18 protein-coding genes are annotated in these 22,098 nt (G+C 60.6%); 11 read left to right on the plus strand and 7 right to left on the minus strand.

Annotated features, from left to right (window positions below; translation table 11 throughout):
• Window positions 1-48: 48 nt before the first annotated feature.
• The 7 genes from VUN82_13000 (at window position 49) to VUN82_13030 (ending at window position 8,000) form a co-directional block, all read left to right on the plus strand.
• Window positions 49-720 (plus strand): GntR family transcriptional regulator, encoded by a 672-nt coding sequence (locus VUN82_13000; protein XAS70045.1) that lies wholly within the window; start codon window positions 49-51, stop codon window positions 718-720.
• A gap of 22 nt (window positions 721-742) precedes the next feature.
• Window positions 743-1,294, plus strand: coding sequence for a VOC family protein (locus tag VUN82_13005; protein XAS70046.1), 552 nt, complete (start codon window positions 743-745; stop codon window positions 1,292-1,294).
• Window positions 1,295-1,508: 214 nt separating this feature from the next.
• On the plus strand, window positions 1,509-2,879 hold the full coding sequence (locus VUN82_13010; GenBank protein XAS70047.1) for an MFS transporter: 1,371 nt from the start codon (window positions 1,509-1,511) through the stop codon (window positions 2,877-2,879).
• A 245-nt stretch (window positions 2,880-3,124) separates the two neighbouring features.
• Window positions 3,125-4,585, plus strand: coding sequence for an MFS transporter (locus VUN82_13015; protein XAS70048.1), 1,461 nt, complete (start codon window positions 3,125-3,127; stop codon window positions 4,583-4,585).
• A 203-nt stretch (window positions 4,586-4,788) separates the two neighbouring features.
• Window positions 4,789-6,426 (plus strand): AMP-binding protein, encoded by a 1,638-nt coding sequence (locus VUN82_13020; protein ID XAS70049.1) that lies wholly within the window; start codon window positions 4,789-4,791, stop codon window positions 6,424-6,426.
• Window positions 6,423-7,205, plus strand: coding sequence for an enoyl-CoA hydratase/isomerase family protein (locus tag VUN82_13025; protein XAS70050.1), 783 nt, complete (start codon window positions 6,423-6,425; stop codon window positions 7,203-7,205). Before VUN82_13020 ends, VUN82_13025 begins: the two co-directional genes overlap by 4 nt.
• Window positions 7,206-7,217: 12 nt before the next feature.
• Window positions 7,218-8,000 (plus strand): SDR family NAD(P)-dependent oxidoreductase, encoded by a 783-nt coding sequence (locus tag VUN82_13030; protein ID XAS70051.1) that lies wholly within the window; start codon window positions 7,218-7,220, stop codon window positions 7,998-8,000.
• A 46-nt stretch (window positions 8,001-8,046) separates the two neighbouring features.
• Here the strand turns inward: VUN82_13030 and VUN82_13035 are convergent, their stop codons facing one another.
• Together VUN82_13035 and VUN82_13040 are read right to left on the minus strand one after the other, a co-directional pair.
• Window positions 8,047-8,673: a hypothetical protein gene (locus tag VUN82_13035; protein ID XAS70052.1), complete on the minus strand. Its 627-nt coding sequence runs from the start codon at window positions 8,671-8,673 to the stop codon at window positions 8,047-8,049.
• 162 nt (window positions 8,674-8,835) lie between these two features.
• On the minus strand, window positions 8,836-10,566 hold the full coding sequence (locus tag VUN82_13040) for a CocE/NonD family hydrolase (GenBank protein ID XAS70053.1): 1,731 nt from the start codon (window positions 10,564-10,566) through the stop codon (window positions 8,836-8,838).
• Window positions 10,567-10,867: 301 nt separating this feature from the next.
• On the opposite strand from VUN82_13040, the gene VUN82_13045 reads away from it, so the two are divergent.
• Both VUN82_13045 and VUN82_13050 read left to right on the plus strand, forming a co-directional pair.
• Window positions 10,868-11,248, plus strand: a complete 381-nt coding sequence (locus tag VUN82_13045; protein XAS70054.1) for a metalloregulator ArsR/SmtB family transcription factor — start codon at window positions 10,868-10,870, stop codon at window positions 11,246-11,248.
• Window positions 11,245-12,930, plus strand: a complete 1,686-nt coding sequence (locus VUN82_13050; GenBank protein XAS70055.1) for a SulP family inorganic anion transporter — start codon at window positions 11,245-11,247, stop codon at window positions 12,928-12,930. The genes VUN82_13045 and VUN82_13050 overlap by 4 nt, the downstream gene beginning before the upstream one ends.
• Before the next feature lie 45 nt (window positions 12,931-12,975).
• Here the strand turns inward: VUN82_13050 and VUN82_13055 are convergent, their stop codons facing one another.
• From VUN82_13055 to VUN82_13075, 5 genes are all read right to left on the minus strand, one after another.
• Window positions 12,976-13,464, minus strand: a complete 489-nt coding sequence (locus VUN82_13055; GenBank protein ID XAS70056.1) for a pyridoxamine 5'-phosphate oxidase family protein — start codon at window positions 13,462-13,464, stop codon at window positions 12,976-12,978.
• A gap of 169 nt (window positions 13,465-13,633) precedes the next feature.
• Window positions 13,634-14,614, minus strand: coding sequence for an ABC transporter substrate-binding protein (locus tag VUN82_13060; GenBank protein XAS70057.1), 981 nt, complete (start codon window positions 14,612-14,614; stop codon window positions 13,634-13,636).
• Between the two features lie 59 nt (window positions 14,615-14,673).
• Window positions 14,674-16,707, minus strand: a complete 2,034-nt coding sequence (locus tag VUN82_13065) for an ABC transporter permease subunit (GenBank protein ID XAS70058.1) — start codon at window positions 16,705-16,707, stop codon at window positions 14,674-14,676.
• Window positions 16,707-17,744 carry a glycine betaine/L-proline ABC transporter ATP-binding protein gene (locus VUN82_13070; GenBank protein ID XAS70059.1) on the minus strand — a complete coding sequence of 346 codons (1,038 nt, stop codon included), beginning with the start codon at window positions 17,742-17,744 and terminating at the stop codon, window positions 16,707-16,709. The genes VUN82_13065 and VUN82_13070 overlap by 1 nt, the downstream gene beginning before the upstream one ends.
• Before the next feature lie 454 nt (window positions 17,745-18,198).
• Window positions 18,199-19,131: a LysR family transcriptional regulator gene (locus VUN82_13075; protein XAS70060.1), complete on the minus strand. Its 933-nt coding sequence runs from the start codon at window positions 19,129-19,131 to the stop codon at window positions 18,199-18,201.
• A gap of 163 nt (window positions 19,132-19,294) precedes the next feature.
• Here VUN82_13075 and VUN82_13080 point away from each other — a divergent pair, with 163 nt between their 5' ends.
• Together VUN82_13080 and VUN82_13085 are read left to right on the plus strand one after the other, a co-directional pair.
• The gene (locus VUN82_13080) at window positions 19,295-20,596 is read left to right on the plus strand and encodes an aromatic ring-hydroxylating dioxygenase subunit alpha (GenBank protein XAS70061.1); all 1,302 of its coding nucleotides are present in this window, start codon (window positions 19,295-19,297) and stop codon (window positions 20,594-20,596) included.
• Complete coding sequence (locus VUN82_13085; protein ID XAS70062.1) at window positions 20,593-22,008, plus strand: ferredoxin reductase; 1,416 nt, start codon at window positions 20,593-20,595, stop codon at window positions 22,006-22,008. Before VUN82_13080 ends, VUN82_13085 begins: the two co-directional genes overlap by 4 nt.
• Window positions 22,009-22,098 lie beyond the last annotated feature (90 nt).

The following is a 22,098-nucleotide window of genomic DNA, read 5'->3' on the forward strand; positions in this document are numbered from 1 at the left end:
AAACATCATCGAATGGATCCATTGGAGCCGAGTCCGTATGCTGTAGTTATGTCCATCGAAGCTGTTCCGTTGAAGAAGTCGGGTGCTGCGAGTCAGCGCATCGCAAACGAATTGAGTCAGAGGATTCTCGACGGCGATCTTGCGCCTGGCACGAGGATCCGCCAGGAGCAGATTGCAGAAGAGTTTGGCGTGAGCAGGCTGCCGATTCGGGAAGCGTTGCGCATTCTTGAATCGCATGGTCTCGTCACGCTGGTCGCCTCCTCGGGTGCCTGGGTCAGCTCAATGAACCTCGCTGAGTGCCAGGAGACGTATCTGATTCGCGAACGAATTGAGCCGCTTGCGTTGGGGCAGGCCATTGACAGCGTCAGTGCCGAAACCATGGATCGGCTCAGCGAGCTGGCGGAGCAGATGGAAACTTGCACGGTGGTGGAGGACTTCGTTGAACTCGACCGGGAATTCCACCTGTTGAGTTTTCAGGATGCGGGCATGCCAACGTTATTGGAGATGGTCGAGAGGCTCTGGAACACTACACAGCATTATCGGCGCGCGTACGTACAGCTGATCGGTCCCGAGGGGCTCGGAGACACGAATTTGGAGCATCGGCTCCTCGTGGCAGCAATCCGCCGGCGTGACATCCGCTCTGCAGAGGAACTGCTGGCGATGCACGTCCGCAAAACCCGCATTGCGCTGCTTGATCACCCAGAGATATTTGATCGCTAGAGACATACGGCTGGAGAAGTAGATGAACCTGGACGCCGAACAGCAAAACGCCCCCATCGAACGAAGCGGGCTGCCGGGCATCCGCGGGACAGACCACGTTGGATTCACGGTGCCCGACATGGAACAGGCACACGAATTCCTCGTTAATGTCATTGGATGTCAGCATGTTTACTCCCTGGGGCCCTACCCGCAGGATCCCGTGTTGATGCGGACCAAGCTCAACGTCCATCCGGAGGCAACGCTGGTGGAAATACGCTTCTACCGCTGCTTCAATGGATCAAATTTTGAAGTCTTCAACTATTCCTCGCCGGATCAACGCTTGGACCAGCCCCGCAACAGCGACATCGGAGGTCATCACCTCGCCTTCTACGTCGAGGATCTCGATGTAGCTGTCGACTACCTCAAGGGTCACGGCATCCAGGTGCTTGGGGACCCGACCCTGAGCTCCGGCGCGAGCAAGGGGCAGCGTTGGGTTTACTTCCTGGCACCATGGGGGATGCAATTCGAGCTCGTGTCCTTTCCGCAGGGAAAAGCCTACGAGTCGCAAACCCCGCTGCGGCTTTGGATGCCTTGACCAGGGTTGCCCTGCGGTCGAGACTGCTCCAAGACAAACACTGAAGTATCGCAATACGAGAGTTTAAAACTTAGCGCGAAAGTTTTCCTTGACGCCGCATGTTGGGCCGAAGTAGCGTCGGCATACCGACCTGATCGATGAAGAGAATCTTCAGGCCGGACCCACTTGCAACCCGGCTACGCTTTTGCGCCGGCGAAAACACCCAGGAGAACTTATGCGGACGACGAAGTCCCAGGCCCTGCTGACAAATCAATCGATCGTGGAGAAGGACGCATCTATCGTCCTACCCGCAGAAACCAGAAAGTTCGGACCAGAAGAGAAGAAGCTGTTGCGCCGTACTGTCGCCGGTAGCGTCGTTGGCAACATCATCGAGCAATATGATTTCGTCCTGTACGGATCGGTGGCCGCGCTGGTCTTCGGAAAACTGTTCTTCCCGAGCTTCGACCCGACTGCAGCACTACTTGCATCGTTTACCACCTACGCCGTCGGCTTCATTGCCCGGCCTCTTGGCAGTTTGGTAGCGGGACATGTTGGCGACCTGCATGGCAGGAAACGGGTCTTGGTGGCCATGCTGCTTATCGCAGGCCTTTCAACCACTGCTATCGGGCTGCTTCCGACCTACGCCGCAATCGGCTTTTGGGCGTCCATTTTCCTCGTGATGCTGCGATTCGTGCAGGGCTTCTCCTTCGGAGGCGAGTACGGTGGCGCCATTCTGATGGTGAGTGAGACGGCGCCGCCGGAAAGGCGCGGTTTTTATACAGGGTTAATTCCGGCATCCTCCGCGATCGGCGGACTGCTGTCCACCGGTGTGCTCTTCGCTTTGAGTTTCATGCCTGCTGAGACCTTCGAAGCGTGGGGATGGCGGGTCCCGTTCCTGCTGTCGATCATCCTCGTGGTGACGGGCCTGATTATTCGGCTGCGCCTGAAAGAGACCCCGGTGTTCAAAGCCGCAGAGGCTCAAGGTAAGACCACCCGCAAACCCATCCTGGAAGTCATGAGGTCCAACCCCAAGGAGCTTCTCCTCGCAGCTGGGATCAGTTTTGGATTCGGCACGCTCGCGTACATCCTCGTGACCTGGTTGCTCAGCTATATAACCATCGGCCTCAAGCTTGACGCGGGGGTAAGCCTTATCGCTCTGACCATCGCTTTCGTCTTCTACGGCCTTAGCGACTGGGTCAGCTCAGCAATCTCCGACAAGGTGGGTCGTCGACCCGTCATACTCGCAGGGGGCATTGCCTTCGCTCTCTGGGCATTTCCCATGTTTGCCCTGGTTGACACCAAGAACCCTGTATTGATCACGGTGGCAATGACAGGTGGCACTATCCTGGCCGGTATGATTTATGGCCCGCTGGCCTCATTGATCAGTGAGCTCTTCGCTACCAAATTCAGGTACAGCGGTGCTTCGATGGGTTACCAGTTCGGACAGACGCTGGGCGGCGGGTTCTCGCCACTGATCGCAACGGCCCTGTACGCAGCAACGCTGGCTTCCTGGTCCGTCGCGCTCTATCTGGTGGTGGCCGGGGTCATCACAGCAGTGTGTGTGTTCTTCCTGACGGAAACCAAGGGACGAGACCTCACACACTGACCGTCAGCCAACTGTCGCCGACTCTGCCCACCCGGACGCTGCCGCGGACAGGGCAGAGCTCGGACCAGAAGTTGGGTGGCGCATATTCGAGGGTTGTTGACGCGGATGGCTATGGCCTGGCGATGCGCCTGGTACTAGCCTTAAACAAGCGTGAATCTGAGCGAAAACAACTATCGCACGGCCATCATCGTTCGGAGAATTCTTCGGGCCCGAACGGCGCCTGGAGATAGAGGAAATGAGTTTGCATGACGACAGAGACTTCTGAGGGCGTCGGGTTTCGGTCTCGGCGAGGACCTATCCTCATCGCCTTGATGCTCGCAACGGGTCTGGTAGCGATTGATTCGACGATTGTTGCGACGGCGGTTCCTTCAATTGTGGGTGACGTCGGCGGCTTCACGTCTTTTCCTTGGCTCTTTTCCGCTTACCTGTTGGCGCAGGCTATCTCGGTGCCGGTCTACGCGAAGCTCTCAGACATGGTTGGGCGTAAGCCGATTATCCTTTGCGGTATCGGACTCTTCCTGCTCGGATCGATCCTCTGCGGAGTAGCGTGGAGCATGCCCGCCCTCATAGCATTCCGGGTTCTTCAGGGTCTTGGCGCCGGAGCAGTGCTGCCGATGTCCATGACCATCGTGGGTGATATCTACACTGTGGCTGAACGGTCTAAAGTGCAGGGCTACCTCGCCAGTGTTTGGGCCCTTTCCTCGGTGGTTGGCCCAACCTCCGGAGGCGTGTTCGCGTCGCTGGGCATCTGGCGTGGGATCTTCTTCGTGAACATTCCACTTTGCCTCTTGGCGGGTTGGATGCTGATTCGCTCGTTCCACGAGAATATTGAGCGGGCCAAGCACCGTGTGGACTTCCTGGGGGCGGGCCTGCTGTCACTTTCTCTGAGCCTGCTCATTCTTGGGGCACTCGGCGGTGGCCAGTCATGGGCCTGGAACTCTCCCATAAGTATCGCGATATTTGCTGCCGGCTCTGTCCTGTTCGCTGCGTTTGTGCTCGCCGAAAGGAGGGCAACGGAGCCGATACTGCCTGCGTGGGTAGTGTCCCGTCGGCTGCTGGCGACGACGGCGATGACCTCTTTTGGCGTCGGTGCGGTCATGTTCGGCCTCACCTCCTACGTTCCCACGTACCTTCAAGGAGCCACCTCGACCTCCCCAATCATCGCGGGGCTCGCTTTGGCTGCCCTGACCATCGGTTGGCCGATCAGTGCATCCCAGGCGGGCCGTTTCTATCTCCGCATCGGGTTCCGGAGGACCGCCCTGATTGGTGTCACGATCACGGTCTTGAGTACAGCTGTTCTTGCTCTGACTGCGCCTGCGCCCAACATTTTTGTGGTGGCTGCGGGCTGCTTCGTCGTCGGGCTTGGCCTGGGGCTGGTGGCGACCCCGAGCCTCATTGCCGCACAGACCAGCGTCGAATGGAATGAGCGAGGCGTAGTTACCGGTACCAATCTTTTTGCACGTTCGATCGGCAGCTCTGTCGGCGTCGCCGTTTTCGGGGCTGTCGCTAACGCGATATACGCCCGTGTTCCCGGCGGAAATTCGGATCCCCAGACAATCGTGACGGCATCTACCGCTGTATTCATCGCCGTGCTGGTCAGCGCCATACTCACTGTGGTCGCCGTTATCGCCATGCCCTCGGTCAACGGCGAAAGCAACACACTCGAGGCATCGGCGGAGGCCAGGGCGGCCTCTTCATCTGGTTAGGAACGAGTCGCCGTATAGACCCGAATCAAATTCTTGCGCTGAGCGCCCGACCCCCTCGTCGAGGGGGTCGTTGCTTTTAACGTGTGCTCCTGATCGTGGGAACCCCAGCGGCAAGGAACGTGCAGGCCGTCCAGGCACTCGACAAATATTATGATTCGATCTACGATACGAACGTACCAAAAAACGTACTCAACAGATCAAGGGTGATCACATTGGACGTAGACCTCTTCACCGATATCAGCGGCCCCTATGTGGACGAAAGTGCGTGTGCTGCCTGGGTTCTCTGCGACCGCCATGATCCGGAGTCAACGGCCTACACGGTAGTCGAAGACAACGGAGCGGCAAAAGCGGTCACTTACGGCGAACTCCACAACGAATCGATCAGGCTTGCCAACGGCTTTCGCGACCTCGGAGTGCAGCCTGGCACCCGCGTTGCCACTCTTCTCCACAAGGGCCCCGAACTCGTGACCACAATGCTTGCGGTATGGCGACTGGGCGCGGTGTACGTGCCGTTGTTTACCGCCTTTGCAGGCAAAGCCGTCGAATTTCGGATCCATACGGCACAGGTAGGCCTGGTTATTACGGACACAGCCCAACGCGGGAAGCTTCCGGACCTCACGGGGAGCCCCATCAAGGTCGTCGTTGTCGATGGAGCCGGCGAGCCCGAAGATGTTGACTACCGAACGTTGCTGGCTACCGCTTCCACCAAAGACTTGGGTGCTTTTGTTCAGGGTCCCGATGGCCCTCTCGTCCACATGTTCACATCCGGTACAACTGGTTCCCCCAAAGGTGTCATTCACCCGCTGCGACAAGCGGCAGGATGGCACAGCTACCTTAAGTACGGGCTCGGAGTCGCCAACGACGACGTGTATTGGTGCGCAGCGGACCCTGGGTGGGCCTATGGCCTATATGCCGGAATCGTGGCCCCGCTCGCGAATGGGACGGGGGCGATCCTGCAAGCCGGAGCCTTTGAGCCCACTGCTGCATGGAAAATCATCGAGAACCTGGGAGTCACAAACCTGACGGCGGCCCCCACCGTATACCGGGCGCTACGCACTCATTTCCCGGTCCTCCCCTCGCGCACCCGTCTGAAGCGCCTGTCAAGTGCGGGTGAACCGCTCACGCCGGAGGTCAACGTATGGGCAGGGGAACAGTTGGGCCTGGAGGTCCACGACCACTTCGGCCAGACAGAAGTTGGTATGGTCTTCGGCAACGTCCACCACCCCGCGATCGCCCGCAAGGTTGTCCCGGGATCCATGGGCTACCCGCTTCCCGGATGGGCGGCGACGGTGCTTGGTGAAGACGAGGCCATGGAACTCGCGCCGGGCGTGATGGGCCGGGTGGCAATCGATGTCGCGAAGAGTCCAGCGATGACATTCCGAAGCTACCAGGACCCCTCGCAGACAGCATCGCGATTCACCCGCGACGGGCGCTTCTATCTCTTGGGCGACCTCGGCCATCGGGACGCTGATGGAGCATTCCATTTCGCATCCCGCGATGACGACGTCATCATCATGGCCGGCTATCGGATCGGCCCGTTTGAGATCGAATCGATGCTCAGCGAACACCCGGCCGTCGCCGAAAGCGCTGCGATCGCCGCTCCCGACGCGGATAGGGGAGAAGTGCTGGAAGCCTACGTCGTACTCAGTGATGGGTGGGAGCCGTCTGACGCCCTTCGGCAGGATCTTCAAGGATTTGTGAAAAGCCATTATGCCGCTCATGCATACCCCCGATCCATCCACTTCATCCAAGAGCTTCCGAAGACACCCAGCGGCAAAATCCAACGCTATGTCTTGAGGCAGCAGCGACGTTCCGAGGTGGAGAAGGCAGGGCAGCTGTGACGTCCCAGCATCTCCAAGTCGAACAACGGGGAGCGGTCCGGTGGCTCTTCCTGAACCGCCCAGCTCAGCGCAATGCTCTCAATGGCGCCTTAGCGAACGCCTTGGCCGCTCAAGTCGACGATATCGCCCATGATCCAGGGACGGCCGTCGTCGTGCTGGCCGGGAAAGGCAAAAGTTTCAGTGCTGGCGGGGATTTCCGGCATTTCCTTGCACTTGAGGACGAAAGCGAAGCCGGCGTGGTGGAATTCCTCGAACGTCTTTCGAACGTCGTCACGACTATAGAGCGAAGCTCCAAGCCCTGGGTTGCAGCTCTCCACGGACACGCAATCGCCGGCGGTCTTGAACTCGCTTTAGCCTGCGACGTCGTCATTGCTGCTGAAGGAACACTGGTCGGCGACGGGCACCTGAACAATAAGCTGACGCCCGGGGCAGGGTCCAGCGTTCGTCTGGAGCGCGCTGTTGGAAAGAGCCCGGCACGGTGGATGCACCTCAGCGGTCAGCCCATGACAGCGGAAGCATTGCGACCAACTGGCTGGCTGCATGACGTGGTGCCATATCAGCAGTTGCACCTGAGGGCCGCCGAGGTCGCCGCCCAGCTCGCCGCCAGGGACTCGCCGGCGCAGCAGAACCTCAAAAACCTGCTTTCCTCGATTGTCGAACTCGACGATTCAGACGCCCTTGATCTGGAACTCGCAGCATTCCAGGCCAATTGGCGTGACAACAATGTTCCAGATGCGCTCCGCCAGTTTCTGGCAGCACGCAGGCTCAACCAGAAGTAGGAGACACACGCCTTGAAAACCCACAAGACCCCGGTGACCGACCGATATAAAGGCAGGACCGTTGCGATAACAGGGGCTGCCCAAGGCCTGGGATTGGCTATGGCCAGCCGCTTTGCAGCGGAGGGTGCTTCCTTGGCGCTGGCCGACGTCAACGACGTATTGCTCAGCGAGGCCATGAACCAGATCCAGGTCCACGGCGACGCCACCGTCAGCCAGAATGTGGTTGACGTGACGGACTCGTCCACGGTGAATGGATGGATCTTGGAAGTGGAACAAACCCAGGGAGCAGTCGATGTGCTGGTGAACAACGCTGGGATCATCCGGGACAACCGCATCGAGAAAATCAGCGACGCGGACTGGGACGCAGTGGTGGACGTCAGTCTGAAAGGTGCCTTTTACTGCTCGCGTGCCGTATTCCCGGGGATGCGGAAACGCCGCTACGGCCGGATCATCTCGTTTTCGTCGATGTCCTGGAGAGGAAACTTCGGACAGTCCAACTACGTGGCGGCCAAAGCCGGCGTGGTGGGGCTGACGAGAACCCTTGCCCTGGAGGGGGCGCGAGACGGTATAACTGCCAACGCCATCGCTCCCGGGCTCATTGAGACGCCCATGCTTGCATCAATGAACGATGCAGCACGGAACCTCCTCATCAATAAGGTCCCGATGATGCACACGGGTGACCCCTCGGACATCGCGGAAGCAGCAGCCTTTCTGGGCTCCGAGGGAGCGGCATTCATCACAGGTGTAGTTCTCGATGTTGACGGAGGCATCTCGATCGGGTCTTCCATACGTTGAACAGACCCCGATGCGGGGAAGGTGCTCGCCCACCTTCCCCGCATAGTTACTGGGGCTTAGCCGTCAATCCGTGGATGACGAGCTCGCCGATTTCCGTGAACGCCTCACCTGCAGTCAGTCCCGTCGCCTCCAGGAGCTCGCCGGACTGCACACCGTCAATCAGCAAAGAAATGGCTTGACCAGCCAAGGCTGCATCTGCGGCCCGGAACGCTCCCGAGGCCACACCATCTTCGATCATGCCTTGAACTTTTCGGGCAGCGGCACGGGAATTCAACCGATAGATCGCCGCGGTTGGCTCGTAGGTAATCATGTCGAGGTAAAAAGCGCGCGAATTACGACTCATGGCAGAGCCGACACCCGCAAGATAGCGGATAATCCGGTCTGCGGGATCCTCGATAGCGGTAATTCCAGCCTCTATGGCCTTGGTAGACCGTTCAAAAAAGTGCCTTGTAACCTTTTGGATGATCTGCTCGCGGCTGCGGGCCACTGAGTAGAGCGTAGTTTTGGAGCATCGAAGCCGGCTGCAGAGTTCCTCGATCGTCAAACCGCTGAATCCCTCTGCCAAAAAGAGAGCTTCAAGCTCCACCAGTAATTCCTGGCTCCTGGACCCGTCGTCGCTCTTGCGGGATCGACGGGCGCGGCCCGTTGCCGACGTGGCACCTTGAGGCATCATGTGACGAGCCCTCCTTGTCTGAACTTGGGAGTACGAACGTACCATGTCCCGTACACCTCAGTTCTTCCTTGGCGCCTCGGCTTGCCGCCGTGCCCTCCCAAACTGTCCACCGGCCGCCGTCGAACGTTAAATGTTCGACGACGGCCGGGGCTCGGGCGGTTCCTAGCCGTTGATGACGGGCAAGACGAGTCGGCTGGGATGCTCGGATCCGTGCATGATCCGGTTGGTCGCTACGACCGCCTGATCCACAGACTCCTGGGCGATAAAGCCTCCGGTGTTCGTATTCCGGTCGTAGCGGGGGAAGTTGCTGCTGGAAATATCGAGTCGGATGCGGTGACCGGGCAGGAAGACGTTGGAGGTCACCGCCATCGGTACGGTCACCTCGTACACCTCACCGGGGGTCAGGGGCGCGGGGTTCGACAGGTCGTTCCGGTAGCGCAGACGCAGGATGCCGTCGCAGAGGTTGATTGCGCGTCCGTCGGGGAAGACGTCAACGAGTTTGGCGGTGATATCCGTGTCCACGGCGCTTGAAGAGACGAACACCTTGAGCTCCACGTGCCCGGTCACTTCAATGGGCTCCTCGAGGACGGGTCCGGTGTAGCAGAGGACGTCGGATCGGCCATCCACAACCTTCTGGTCAACTGGGCCCACCAATCCGGGCACGCTCGGAAGAAGGGCGCCACCGGCGGTGGGCAGTGGATCACGTGGATCGTACTGGAATTCGTCGTGGCCCGCCAACGAGGATGCCGCGGACTGGAGGGTGCCATCGCCGTGGCGGGTGTTGGCCGACCCGCCACTATGCAGGTGGTAATCCGTGTAGGACGTGTCGGGGAGCGGCCAATCCTGCTCATCACGCCATTGATCAATGCCCATGACGAAGATCCGCACCCTGGGTGCGGGGGACTCGGGTGCGAGGTTACGAAGCGTCTGGTTGAAGAATGTGATGTGTGCCTCGGTGGCGTCTCCAACGCCAAGTGGCCCGAAGTGCCGATCTGCATACTGCCCGGTGAGCGGCCCGTGTTCCCATGGGCCGATAATCAGACGGGAGTCCTCACGGGCCGTTTCCGATGCGCCCTGTGTGCGGACCCTGATGAAGTCTGAGACCGTCCCGTTGATCTTGAGGTCATACCAGCCACCGATGGCCAAGACGGGAACCTCCACCGAGCTGACCAAGGGGGACCAGTCTTGGGCGGCCCAATAGCCGTCGAAGTCGGGGTGGGCCAGCCAATCGTCGAACCAGCGCCCCTTTCCGATCACCGGCAAATCGGCGACGGGCGTGGCGTCATTCAGTGATAGGACGTTCAGGAATGAGCCGCCGAGCCGTATCAGTGTGGCGGGGTCACTCGCCCTGCCGCTTGCCAGATCACGTTGTTCTTCGTTGGCGTACATCATGACGTTCCACATGGTGTCAAGGCTCAAGGACAGTGCGCCACCTTTTGAATACCAAAGCTCGGAATACCAGTCGGTCGCTGCCATGGTGGGGGCAATGGCTTTCAGGCCCGGCGTTTCCTTGATCGCCAGGGCCCACTGGGTCATCCCCATGTACGAAGCCCCATACATGCCGATCGTGCCGTCTGACCATGCCTGCCGGGTGATCCAATCCGCCGTGTCCTGACCATCAGCGATCTCGTTGATCTTGGGCTCGAACTCACCTTCCGAGCCAAAGGTGCCTCGCGCGTCCTGAAGGACGACTGCGTACCCCGCGTTCACCAGTCCGATCAGGCTGGGGTGTGGAGTTCCTGGTCCACCGTACATCGTCGGCGTCTGCCTGTTGTACGGAGTTCGTACCAGAAGGGTCGGTGCGGTTCCTTCGAGCGGGCGCCAAATGTCAGCTGCCAGTGTGACTCCGTCCCGCATCGTCATCGTAACGTCGGGCTCATATATGTGCTTCATGAGTCTCTCCTTTGAGAACTCGAACGATCAGCACTGGCGTACGCCTCAGCTGTGTCCGCTTGGTCAGCGTTAATGTTTAGCAGTGTGCCTTGGATGAGGCATGGCGTCAGCGGGTGAAGCAGGGGGAGATCAATGCCGACGCGGGTACGATCTTTGATACGAACTACCCTTAAAACGTATCACAAAACATGGGGAGTGCAAGGGGCGATTTGGCTGGCGCACAGGCAGTTTGCTTACCGCTGTTACACTGAATGATGGAATCATCAATCAAGCGACTCCCATCATGGGGCGAGAGGCAAGCATGGATGAATTTTCCGATTTTCGGGCGCCTCTGTATGAGGTGAAGGCAAACCTTTTCAAGGGCTTGGCGCATCCTGTCAGGATCAGGGTCTTGGAGTTGCTGAGCGCAGCTCCGGAGGTATCGGTGACCGACATGCTGGCCGAGACTGGTCTGGAAGCATCCCACCTGTCCCAGCACCTGTCCGTGCTGCGCCGCTACCACCTTGTCACCGGTGAACGCCGTGCGTTGCAAATGTTCTATTCGTTGGCCTACCCGCAGGTCGCAGAACTGCTGGCGGTGGCCCGGCAACTGCTACATGACATGCTGAACAACACCCGCGAGCAGCTTGAACATTCAACGGCGAACCTTTCCGCGACAGCCCGTTCCGGCGCCCCGCGATGACCGCCCTTCGCGCGGCCCGGGCGCTGCTGCCGTCCTGGCGGGACTACGCGGAACTTCCCCGGTCGTGGAAAGGGGATCTCGTTGCAGGGCTTACCGTTGGAATCGTTGCGCTGCCCTTGGCTCTGGCTTTTGGAGTCAGCTCCGGGGCCGGAGCGGCCAGTGGACTGATTACCGCGGTGATCGCCGGAATCGTTGCGGCTGTTTTCGGTGGGTCCAATATTCAGGTATCCGGGCCGACCGGTGCCATGGTTGTTGTCCTCGGCCCTGTCATCGCAGCTCACGGTATCGGCGCGTTGGCCGCTGTGTCCGTCCTTGCCGGCATAATGGTCATCGTCGCTGGTGTCCTTAAGCTCGGCCGCGTCGTGACCCTGCTGCCCTGGCCGGTGATCGAAGGATTCACCCTGGGCATCGCGCTGATCATCTTCCTCCAGCAGGTGCCCGCTGCGTTCGGGGTGCACGCCGGGTCAAGCAGCAACGCGGCCGTCTCGGCTTTCCAGGGGCTGGCGACGACGTCGCTGGCCGCTGTATGGGCTCCCGTGGTCCTGGTGGTCCTGGTAGCAGTGATCATGGTCGCCGCACCGCGGATCCATCCGCAGATTCCCGGTTCCCTCCTCGCCATCATCGTGGCCAGCGTCGCTGCCCAGGTTCTGGACCTTCCGGTGGCGAGGATCGGCGCACTTCCTGGCGCGCTGCCGTCCCCAGTCGCCCCCGCCCTTGACTGGGGCACTGTGGCAGCGCTGGCAGCCCCGGCCGCAACGATCGCAGCGCTGGCTGCGATCGAGTCACTGCTTTCTGCACGGGTCGCCGCCTCGATCTCTGACACCGGTCCCTATGATGCAGACCGCGAACTCCTGGGCCAAGGCCTGGCCTCTATCTGCTCCGGGTTTTTCGGCGGTATGCCTGCCACCGGTGCCATCGCCCGCACAGCAGTGAACATCCGCTCTGGCGGCCGGACCAGGCTGTCCGCCGTCATCCACGCCGTAGTCCTGCTGGCCGTTGTCTACCTTGCTACGGGTCCAGTCTCGCGGATTCCGCTCGCTGCTTTGGCCGGTGTCCTGATGATCACCGCCACCCGCATGGTTTCCGTGGCCACCCTGCGCAGTGTGATCGGGTCCACGCGGGCAGATGCTGTCGTTTTCTTTGTCACTGCCGTGATCACCGTGTCCTTTGACCTGATTCAGGCCGTAGCCATCGGCATCGCCGTCGCGTCCTTCTTTGCCCTGCGCACGATGGTCAAGTCCAGCGGGGTGCACCGTGAGGAAATTCCCGGTCCTGTCCAAGACGGGGATGAACACATTGCCGTGTTTCGACTGGATGGGGCGTTGTTCTTCGGCGCCGCCGAGCGTGTTCTGGAACGCGTCAGTGCTATCCGCAACGTTGACGCAGTCATTATCCGCATGTCCCAACTCCAAGTCCTGGATGCTACTGGGGCGAGGGTCATCACCGACATCGTCAATGCACTGGAACGGCGCGGAATCACAGTGTTGATCAAGGGAATCCAGGCCCGGCACCTTGCCTTGGTCACGCGGGTGGGCGTGCTGGAATCCCTACGCCACCACAAACACCTGTTCGAGGACCTGGCCCCGGCCGTCGAGCACGCGCGCAGTCATGTCGCCCGGGCGATGGCCGCCCGCGCCGCGGAGCAAGCCGGCGCACCTCCAGGACGACGGTCCGATCAATGATCAGGAACCCCTTCGCCGGCCTGAGAAGGCCTGTCCACTGAGGATCTATTCGAACGAGGCACGTCGGGCATCATTTGTTTTGGTTTGCCACACGTCGGGTGCGTTGACCTTGAACCGCCGGCCTGTCAGGGCGCGGGGTACCAGTCGGATGTAGTTATCCTTGGGGCCAGGTTGCCATGGTTCAAGTCCCAGCGCATCGACCTTCGCTGTCTCGTCGGGATCTGTCATGAGAATTGTTTCACCGCGGGCGACGACACTCCAGGCTTCCGTTGTCGCGGCGTCGTACCCATCGATTTCCAAAACCCCGGGCCTGGACGCCATTGCTCCCCACAGTTTCCGTCCGGGGCTGCTGCGGAAAACGATGTGACGGTCAAAGAGAACGTAATTCACCGGGAAGATTTCGGGGTGGTCATCCACCACCAGGCCAAGGCGGCCTATTGTCGCCGCAGCCAGCAAATTCCAGCACTCGTTAAACGACAGCGACGAGTCATGGCCTTCAGAGGTTCCGTCGTCCAGCGTTGGGGAATCATTCATCTCAGACCTCACATCTTCCTGTGGTTGGTTCCGGAGCTGTCGTTCCAACAATGCCTTGTGGGCTGGTTTGGTTCAATGGCCAGGTTCCGGCCGTTTAGTGTTCCCGTCCTGTACCGAAGAAAAGTGCGACGGCGGCACTCGCCCGAGTGCCGCCGTCGTCCGGTTCCTTCTAGCTAAGCCAGGACGTCACCGTTTGCTGGTGCGCGTCCACCCACTTTTTGGCTGCGGCCTCGGGCGTCATGCCGCCTTGGATATCCGTGGCAACTGAATTTTGGTCATCATTGGTCCATTTGAAGCCCTTGGCCAGTTTGGCTGCAGGTGAGCCGCTGTCGGCGAACTTCTTGGAAATGACCTTGTTGAGGGTATAGGTCGGGTAATCGCAGGCGACCTTTTCCGCGTCGGTATCGCAGCCCTCGGTCCAGGCCGGCAGGGCGACCTTCTTAAGTGGAACCTGGGACAGGAACCACTGTGGCTCGTAGAAGTAGCCCAGTAACGGCGTCTTGTTTTGTTCCGCCGTCCGGAACGACTGGATAAGGGCAGCCTCCGAGCCAGAGAACACCACCTTGTAATCCAGGTTCAGATTCTTCACCAAGGCTTCGTCGTTCGTGACGAAAGCGGGGTCGCCGTCGAGGACCTGGCCCTTTCCGCCGGACTCGGAAGTAGTGAACATCGAGGCGTACTTGTTCAGGTTCTTCCCGTCCGTGATGTCCGGGTACTTCTCTGCCATCCATGGTGGTACGTACCAGCCGATGTGGCCTTCATTGCCGGTGGCACCGGCGTCTACAGCCACCTTCTGATCCGTAATGTACTGCTTGGTGAGATCAGCATGGCCCCAGTTTTCCATGATCACGTCCACCTCACCGGAGGCGAAACCCTGCCAGGAAATCTGTTCGTTCAGGTCCTTCTGCACCACAGTGCAGCCAAGCTGGTTTTTCGCTACGTAGCTGTACACGGCGGCATTGGCCGTATAGCCGACCCAGGCGTTCATCGCGACACTAACAGCTCCGCAGGGTGCATCCCCGCCGCTTGCGGGGGCGGCGGCCACCTGGTTCACGGAAGCACCCCCACAGCCTGTCAGCAGCAAAGCGGCCGCAGCGACTCCTGCCATCAGCGGGATAGTTCGTTTCAACAGCGGTGGGACTTTTTTCATTTGTTTGGTCTCCTTGTTGGGGGTGGGAGTATGGCGGGCTGGATTGTTGGTTTGAGCGACTAGGTTGAGGGGGTCTTGGCCGAGGCAATTTTCCGTATCGGGGCTGCCGCTGCAGCCTGGGTCATCCTGTCGAGCAGGATGCCGAGGAACACGATGGCAAGGCCAGCGGCCAGGCCCTTGCCGAACAGGGAACTTTGGACAAAGCCGGCGACGACGTCGTACCCGAGTCCGCCTGCACCGACCAAGGCACCCACGACCACCATGGCAAGGACGTAGATCAACCCTTGGTTGGCGGCGAGGGCCAGGGATTTCCTGGCCATCGGCAGCTGGACCTTGGTGATGACCTGCCATGGCGTCGACCCGCTGGAAATGGCAGCTTCAAGGACGGTGGGGGAGATCGCTGCGATGCCGTCGGCGGTGATTTTGATGGCGACAGGAGCTGCATAGATGATGCCTGCGATGATCGCCGTGAAACGGGTAGCGCCGAATAGTCCCAGGAAAGGAACAAGGTAGACGAACGCGGGCATCGTCTGGCCGGCGTCGAGTATTGGCCGGAGGACTTGGTCTACTCTTTGGGAACGGCCCATGGCGACGCCGAAGACCACACCAAGGACCATGACCAGCACGGTGGCCACCAGCGTTCCTGCGAGGGTGACCATGGAATCGCTCCATAGGCCGAGGTAGATGATGACACCAAGGCAGGCGGTGGTCACGGCGGCGAGCTTCCAGCCGCCCAATGCGTATGCCGCCAGGGCAATGACGCCGACGAGGATGTAGAAAGGCGTGTCCGTGAGCAGGGACTGGAACGGGTTAAGGATTCCAGTGGTGATTGATTCCCGCAGGGACACCGTGAACAGGGACAGGTTGTTCTGCATCCACTGGCTTGCCGAGCTTACGGCTTGAACGATCGCCGGGCCGATGTTGAAGTCTTTGGGGAAAGCCGCGGCCCACAATGAGCTCCTGGACAACTGGACCATGACCAAGGCCAGGCCCAGCGTGACGCCCAAGAGTATGTATCGATTCCTGCGGGAGATTCGTCCGTTCCGGGCAGCGCCGGGTTCCGCACGGCGGCTGGCCGCAGTGGTCACCCGGTCCAGCACGATCGCCAGCAGGACGATGGAGAGGCCGGCATTTACTGCAGTGCCGACGTCGAGCGATTGCAACGCGCGGACAACAACCTGGCCAAGCCCTGGAGCGGCAATAAGTGCCGCGATAGTAACCATGGATAGAGCCGCCATGGTGCTTTGGTTGATTCCCATGACAACCGTCCGCCGGGCCATGGGAAGCTGCAGGGTGAGCAGCCGCTGGAGGCCTGTTGTACCCAGCGAGTCCGATGCCTCCCGGGTGTTCTCCGGGATGCTCCGGATGCCGTGGGCCGTAAGGCGGATGACCGGAGGCGCGGCGTAGATGACGGTAGCAATGACGGCCGAGGCCGGGCCAATGAGGAAGATGAGCGCCAAGGGTGCCAGGTAAACGAACGTGGGCAAAGTCTGCATGAAGTCCAGTACCGGCGTGATCACGGTGGCGACGCGCGTGGAGACGCCGGCGAGGATACCGAGCGGGATTCCGACCAGTAGTGTCAGCAGCACCGCGGTGAGGACCAGGGCGAACGTGTAAGTGGCCTCGACGAACAGACCTTGGAAGCCGAAGAAGGTAAAGACGGCTACCGTCAAGAGGGCCACGCGGGCGTTCCCGACTGCGAATGCAATCCAGCCAAGCAGTCCTACGGTTCCAAACCAGCCGATTTCTGGCAGTCGCAGACCGGTGGAACTTGCGGCAAAGAGCGTGATGAAGAGGTTGGCGACGTTGTCCACCACTGCCCGCAGGGGCGTGAAGACATACAGGAAGACCGGGTTGTCCGCGCGGTTGGCAGCGACCCAGGCGTTGAACTGGTTCAGCGAGCGATGCAGATCAGTCAGCTCGGAGGCAGGCAAAGTCAGAGTCGACGTCCCGTGCAGGATCAAAAATCCCAGGATCCAGAAGACGCCCGCGCCCACCAGCAGAACGGTGCGGCGGCTGGGCCGGCGGCGCGGTTCCCTGACAGGGGTCGATGTTGGCTGGACCTTTTCCTGGTCCCGGACAAGCGTAGTCATCAGGCCGCTGCTTCCGCTGGCTGCAGCACTGAGAGGATGCTGTCACGGTCGATCTGTCCGATGATCCTGCCTGCCTCGTCCTCCACGAGGACAGGGCAGGAGGAATGCATCACAGCTGTTATGGCGTCCCGGATGATCATCCCGGAACTGAGGACCGGAGCATCCAGGGGCGTTCCATCCGTCACGGGACGGATGATCCACTTCAAGGTCAGAACGTCCGCGCGGGGAACCTCGGACACAAAATCAGCAATGTACTTATCTGCCGGGGATCCCACCAATTCATCCCCGGTGCCGCACTGGACCATCTCGCCATTGCGCATGATCAGGATGCGGTCACCGAGCTTGAGTGCTTCGGAAAGGTCATGGGTGACGAACACCATGGTCTTACCCATTTCCTTGTGGAGCCGGATGACCTCGGCCTGCATGTCACGCCTGATGAGGGGATCCAGTGCCGAGAAGGGCTCGTCGAAAAGGATAGTGTCTGGATCGCCCGCCAAGGCCCGGCCAAGGCCAACGCGCTGCTGCATCCCGCCGGACAGTTGGTCCGGATAGTGCTGTTCGTACCCCTTCAGGCCGACCAGTTCAATGATTTCCCGAGCCCGGCCGTAGCGCTCGTTCTTGGCCGCCCCACGGATCTGCAGCCCGTAGGAGACGTTGTCCAAAACCGTCCGGTGGGGCAGGAGTCCGAAGTGCTGGAACACCATGGACATTTTGCGCCGGCGCAGTTCCCGCAGCTCCCCAACGCCTGCCTGCAGGACATCCTTGCCGTCCACCATTACCTGCCCTGACGTGGGTTCGATAAGCCGTGTGAGGCAGCGGATCAGGGTTGATTTGCCGGATCCCGAAAGACCCATGACTACAAAGACCTCACCCTTTGCGACGTCGAAACTCAGGTTCCGGACGGCCGCCACGCAGCCCGAGGCTGCCAACAGTTCAGCAGAGCTAAGGGACGAAAGCTGGGGATCGCCAGGGACCTTTTCTCCAGCGGCGCCAAAAACCTTCCAGAGGTTCCGTACTGAGATGTCGGGGCTGTTCATTGCTGTACTCCTGCTTATGGCGGCTCGAACCAATGGCCGGGCTTTGAGTGGACTGGCTTGGGGAAGGCCGGGGTTACGTCGGTGAAGGTAGTGCTCTCGATGTGATGCCTCTGACGCCTTCAGGCAAGTCATGTGGCGATGTCGCTAGGGCACTTGTGGATCTCTTTCGCTGCGGACGGGCTGAATCTGCAGGCTGTTGGTTGTGCATGTGTCAACATCACCCGTAATACGCAACAGTGAGGTATCTCACTCATTGCTGTCAAGGGTTGGAAATAAGTAAAAACGATGGCCAACGCGTTTATGAGCTTGACCTTCAGGAGGGACAGCCTGCCTGAGCCCAAGCCGACGCGGCGCATTACGGCAATGCGCTTCCCGACAGACGCGGCCAACACCCTTGTGTTTCAGGTGACTGCCGGAGAGGGTCGCCCGGCTTCGACTTCGGCGGCCGTGCGACTTAGAGATCGTCTTCGGGCCGGGCAGTGAGAATTCGATTGGCGCTTTGCTGCAGGATGCCGAGCGACTCCTGGATCAGGGGCGATGTGATGCTGCCTCGGCGCACGGCAGCGACAATGCGGCGTGACGGCTTGCCCCTTCCGGTGATACGCAGGCGGACTACGTTTTCTGCACTACGCAGCGGCGCCAGTCGCGGCAGCAGGCCCACGCCCAGCCCTGCGCCCACGAACGCGATTTGGGTTTCCCACTCAACGGCCTCATGGGCAATTCGTGGTGTTACCCCGGCCGCGGTGAACGCCGCGGTGAAGAGGGAATGGTAGGTGGAGCCGGCGGCCTCGGTGATCCAGGGTTCTGACGCCAGCTCTTGGAGAGTCACTGTTTCCCGCGATGCCAACGGATGGTCAGAGGGAATGATCACGTCCAGGGGGTCATCGAGCAGGACGGTCTGTTCGAAGCGCGGATCGTCCTCAGCGTAAGTGTCGGACTGCATGGCGACGATGACCGCAAGGTCGATCCGCTCTGCGACCAACAAATCGAAGCAGCGAGATGGATTGGCCTCGAGTACCTGCACCTCCAGCAGGGGACGTGTTGAGCGAAGTGTCGCGGCCAGCGGCGCGAGCAACTGGGCGGCCGCCGTCGAGAATCCGCCGAGGCCAAAATGTGACTGCACCTGGTCGCCGGCCTCCATGGCTGCGGCGCGAAGGCTCTCCCAGTCGGCAATGAGGGTGTCCGAACCCGCCACGAGAAAGCGGCCGGTAGCGGTCAGCCGCACGCCCCGGCCGTCCTTGGTCAGCAGCTGCATTCCCAGCACGCGCTGGAGCTCGCGCAACTGCGCGGAGACGGCGGAGGGAGAATAGCCTGTGAGCTCCGCAGTGGCGCCAATGGTCCCGCAGCGCGCAAACACTCGAAGTGTGATGAGTCTCGCATCGATCATGCACCTATTGTGCATGGTTATCTTCTAAATGTTGCGCTTTTGTTGCAGCTCATTCGTCCCTAATCTCATGACTACAAGGATTTTGAATACAACATCGGTTGCACCCAAGCACCCTTGGTCGCCATGAATCGCACGCTAACCCAGGCCTCCCGGGAGGAAACACATGTCTGCTCCAGTCTTGCCCCTCAATTCACGCGGAAAACTCGCTTCATCTTTGCCTGCAGAGCAGCTGGCAGAGATCAGCGAGTTGTTCGAGTTCCGGCGCAAGGGATATTCCCTCGATGCGCCTTTCTACACCGATGCCACGATCTTCAAGATCGACATGGAAGCCATTTTTGGCCAGCACTGGATCTTTGCCGCCAGCATCGCGGAACTTCCGGAGCCGGGCGACTACGTCACCGTCGACTATGGTCCCTACTCCCTGATCGTGCTGCGCAATGACGACGGCGGCGTGAACGTCCTGCACAACGTGTGCCGCCACCGCGGCGCCCGCGTCTTGACCGAGCCCGCCGGGTCAACAGGCAACCTGGTCTGCGGCTACCACTCCTGGACATACTCCCCGGAGGGCAACCTGATCCATGCCTCGGCGCCGGGGGAGACGAAGTTCGACAAGGGCTGCTTCGGCCTCAAGCGCGCCCACAGCCGCGTGGTTGCCGGACTGATCTTCGTCTGCATTGCGGACGAACCGCCCACCGACTTTGACGAGACCTCCAAGATCTTCGAGCCCTACCTCGCACCCCACGATCTGTCCAAGACGAAAGTCGCTTACCAGCAGAACATCGTTGAAGAGGGCAACTGGAAGCTCGTCATGGAAAACAACCGTGAGTGCTACCACTGCGACGGCCACCCGGAACTCGCTTGTTCCCTCTTCCCCACCTGGGGCCTGACGGAGGGCTTGATCCCGGCCCACCTTGAAGAGGTCTGGGACCGCAACAAGGAAGCACAGGCATCGCTCGAGGAGCGTTGCCGCCGCTATGGCCTTCCCTACGAGGTGGTGGAAGAGCTCGACACCCGAATTGCTGGAATCCGTATCTCACGGGAATCGTTGGACGGCGACGGCGAATCGTTCTCGCCCGATGGGCACAGGCTCTCCAAGAAGCTGCTCGGCGATTTGCCCGACTTCCGGCTTGGCCGCTGCTCGATGCACCTTCAGCCCAACAGCTGGTTCCACTTCCAGAGCGACCACGTCATCACGTTCGGGGTCTTCCCCATCAACGAGCACCAGTCCTTGGTCCGCACCACGTGGCTGGTAGCCGACGACGCCGTGGAAGGTGTCGACTACGACCTGGAGAAGCTCACCTACACCTGGAAGCAGACCAATCTGCAGGACAAGGCGTTCGTGGAGCTGTGCCAGACGGGCGCTGGCAGCCCCGCCTACGAGCCCGGCCCGTACATGAAGAGTGAATACCAGGTGGAGGCATTCATTAACTGGTACGTGCAGCGTGTCCAGGAGCACCTGGCATGATTGAACTCCTCACTGAGACGGCAGTCCAGGAACCGCAGCGCATTCGCGGCCTTGAGATGCCTTGGAACCGGGTGATGGGAAGCACCGAGGGACCCGCCAGCGCTGCCCGCGCGCTGGGCCCTTGGCATCCCCAGGAGTTCATGGCCGAGTGTGTCGAGGTGGTTCCCGAGGTGGGCGGCATGATGACCTTCGTGTTCCGCCGCTGCGACGGCGCGCCCCTGGCGTTCCGTGCGGGGCAGTACGTGAACGTCGCCTTTCCCGTGAACGGCGAGGACCAGGATCCGGTGGACCGGAGCTACTCACTGTCCAGTTCGCCCACTCAGCCGTGGACCTTTAACATCACAGTCAAACGCGACGCCACTGGCCTTGTCTCACCTTGGGTGCACGAGAACATCAAAGCCGGGACAGTCCTGGACATGCTCGGACCGGTCGGGGCATTTCACCTGCCCGACGCCGACCGCCGTGCGCGATACCTCTTGTTGGCCGCCGGCGCAGGGATCACCCCCATCATGTCGATGGTGCGGACCATCCACTCCCTGCCCGGGCACGCGGATGTCATCGTGCTCTATCACGGCGCGGAGGCGGGAGGCTTTGCGTTCCACAAGGAGTTGGCCTACATCGCCTCCGTGGACTCGCGGGTCAAGGTCTTCTACTCCCTTGGCGACCGCAGCAAGCCGGAGGGGTGGGAAGGGCTCACCGGAAGGCTGACGGCGGCCATGCTGGACGAAGTGGCCCCGGACGCCAACGGCCGCCAAGTCTATGCCTGTGGTCCAGAGGGTTACCTGAACACCGCAACGGAGCTCCTGGGGAAGGTCGGCGTCGACGACACCTCCATCTACATGGAATTCTTTTCGGGAGACCGCCAGACCATCCTTGAGTACCAGGCGGAGCTCGCGCTAGCGGCGGACATCGCCGAGGAAATCGCGGACGAAATCGCCGATTCCGCGGAGGACTACTACGAAAGCCAGCCCACGGCGTTCGGGCTCTATGAGCCAGGCTACGACGCCGAGGGAACCCTGAAAGCCGGGGGACTGCCGCTGGAAACCATCGATCCAGATGCACCTAGTGCGGAAGCGCCCGACGGCGGTTCGGACGCGGTCCCGCAGGCCTCGTCCCCGGATGCCTCAAGCTTCGACACCGTGGGAACGGGAAGCCTCACGCTGTCCTTCATGCGCACCGGAATTAATGTGCGCATCGACCCCACCGAACACATCCTGGGGGCGGCCCAGCGTGCGGGCGTCAGGATCGGTGCGAACTGCAAGGAAGGCATGTGCGGCTCGTGCAAGGTCGTCAAGCTTTCCGGTGAAGTGGAAATGAACCACCAGGGCGGGATCCGGGCTAGGGAAATTGATGCAGGCAAGTTCCTGCCCTGCTGCTCCACAGCGCGGACCGATATGGTGATCGATGCCTAGGGTCTTCCAGGTGCCTGAACCGAAACTTCCCTGATTTCCCGCTGCTTGGAGGCTTGGAACCCATCTGGGGTCTATCTTCAGGCCCCGCAA

This window comes from Micrococcaceae bacterium Sec5.1 (genome assembly GCA_039636795.1).
Taxonomy (GTDB): domain Bacteria; phylum Actinomycetota; class Actinomycetes; order Actinomycetales; family Micrococcaceae; genus Arthrobacter.

Excerpts from the sequence above, each read along its gene's own strand:
- VUN82_13015 (XAS70048.1), top strand. The coding sequence starts at position 3,125 with ATGACGACAGAGACTTCTGAGGGCGTCGGGTTTCGGTCTCGGCGAGGA.
- VUN82_13035 (XAS70052.1), bottom strand. The coding sequence starts at position 8,673 with ATGATGCCTCAAGGTGCCACGTCGGCAACGGGCCGCGCCCGTCGATCC.
- VUN82_13065 (XAS70058.1), bottom strand. The coding sequence starts at position 16,707 with ATGACTACGCTTGTCCGGGACCAGGAAAAGGTCCAGCCAACATCGACC.
- VUN82_13010 (XAS70047.1), top strand. The coding sequence starts at position 1,509 with ATGCGGACGACGAAGTCCCAGGCCCTGCTGACAAATCAATCGATCGTG.
- VUN82_13080 (XAS70061.1), top strand. The coding sequence starts at position 19,295 with ATGTCTGCTCCAGTCTTGCCCCTCAATTCACGCGGAAAACTCGCTTCA.
- VUN82_13045 (XAS70054.1), top strand. The coding sequence starts at position 10,868 with ATGGATGAATTTTCCGATTTTCGGGCGCCTCTGTATGAGGTGAAGGCA.
- VUN82_13070 (XAS70059.1), bottom strand. The coding sequence starts at position 17,744 with ATGAACAGCCCCGACATCTCAGTACGGAACCTCTGGAAGGTTTTTGGC.
- VUN82_13040 (XAS70053.1), bottom strand. The coding sequence starts at position 10,566 with ATGAAGCACATATATGAGCCCGACGTTACGATGACGATGCGGGACGGA.
- VUN82_13060 (XAS70057.1), bottom strand. The coding sequence starts at position 14,614 with ATGAAAAAAGTCCCACCGCTGTTGAAACGAACTATCCCGCTGATGGCA.
- VUN82_13050 (XAS70055.1), top strand. The coding sequence starts at position 11,245 with ATGACCGCCCTTCGCGCGGCCCGGGCGCTGCTGCCGTCCTGGCGGGAC.
- VUN82_13005 (XAS70046.1), top strand. The coding sequence starts at position 743 with ATGAACCTGGACGCCGAACAGCAAAACGCCCCCATCGAACGAAGCGGG.
- VUN82_13075 (XAS70060.1), bottom strand. The coding sequence starts at position 19,131 with ATGATCGATGCGAGACTCATCACACTTCGAGTGTTTGCGCGCTGCGGG.
- VUN82_13000 (XAS70045.1), top strand. The coding sequence starts at position 49 with ATGTCCATCGAAGCTGTTCCGTTGAAGAAGTCGGGTGCTGCGAGTCAG.
- VUN82_13085 (XAS70062.1), top strand. The coding sequence starts at position 20,593 with ATGATTGAACTCCTCACTGAGACGGCAGTCCAGGAACCGCAGCGCATT.
- VUN82_13055 (XAS70056.1), bottom strand. The coding sequence starts at position 13,464 with ATGAATGATTCCCCAACGCTGGACGACGGAACCTCTGAAGGCCATGAC.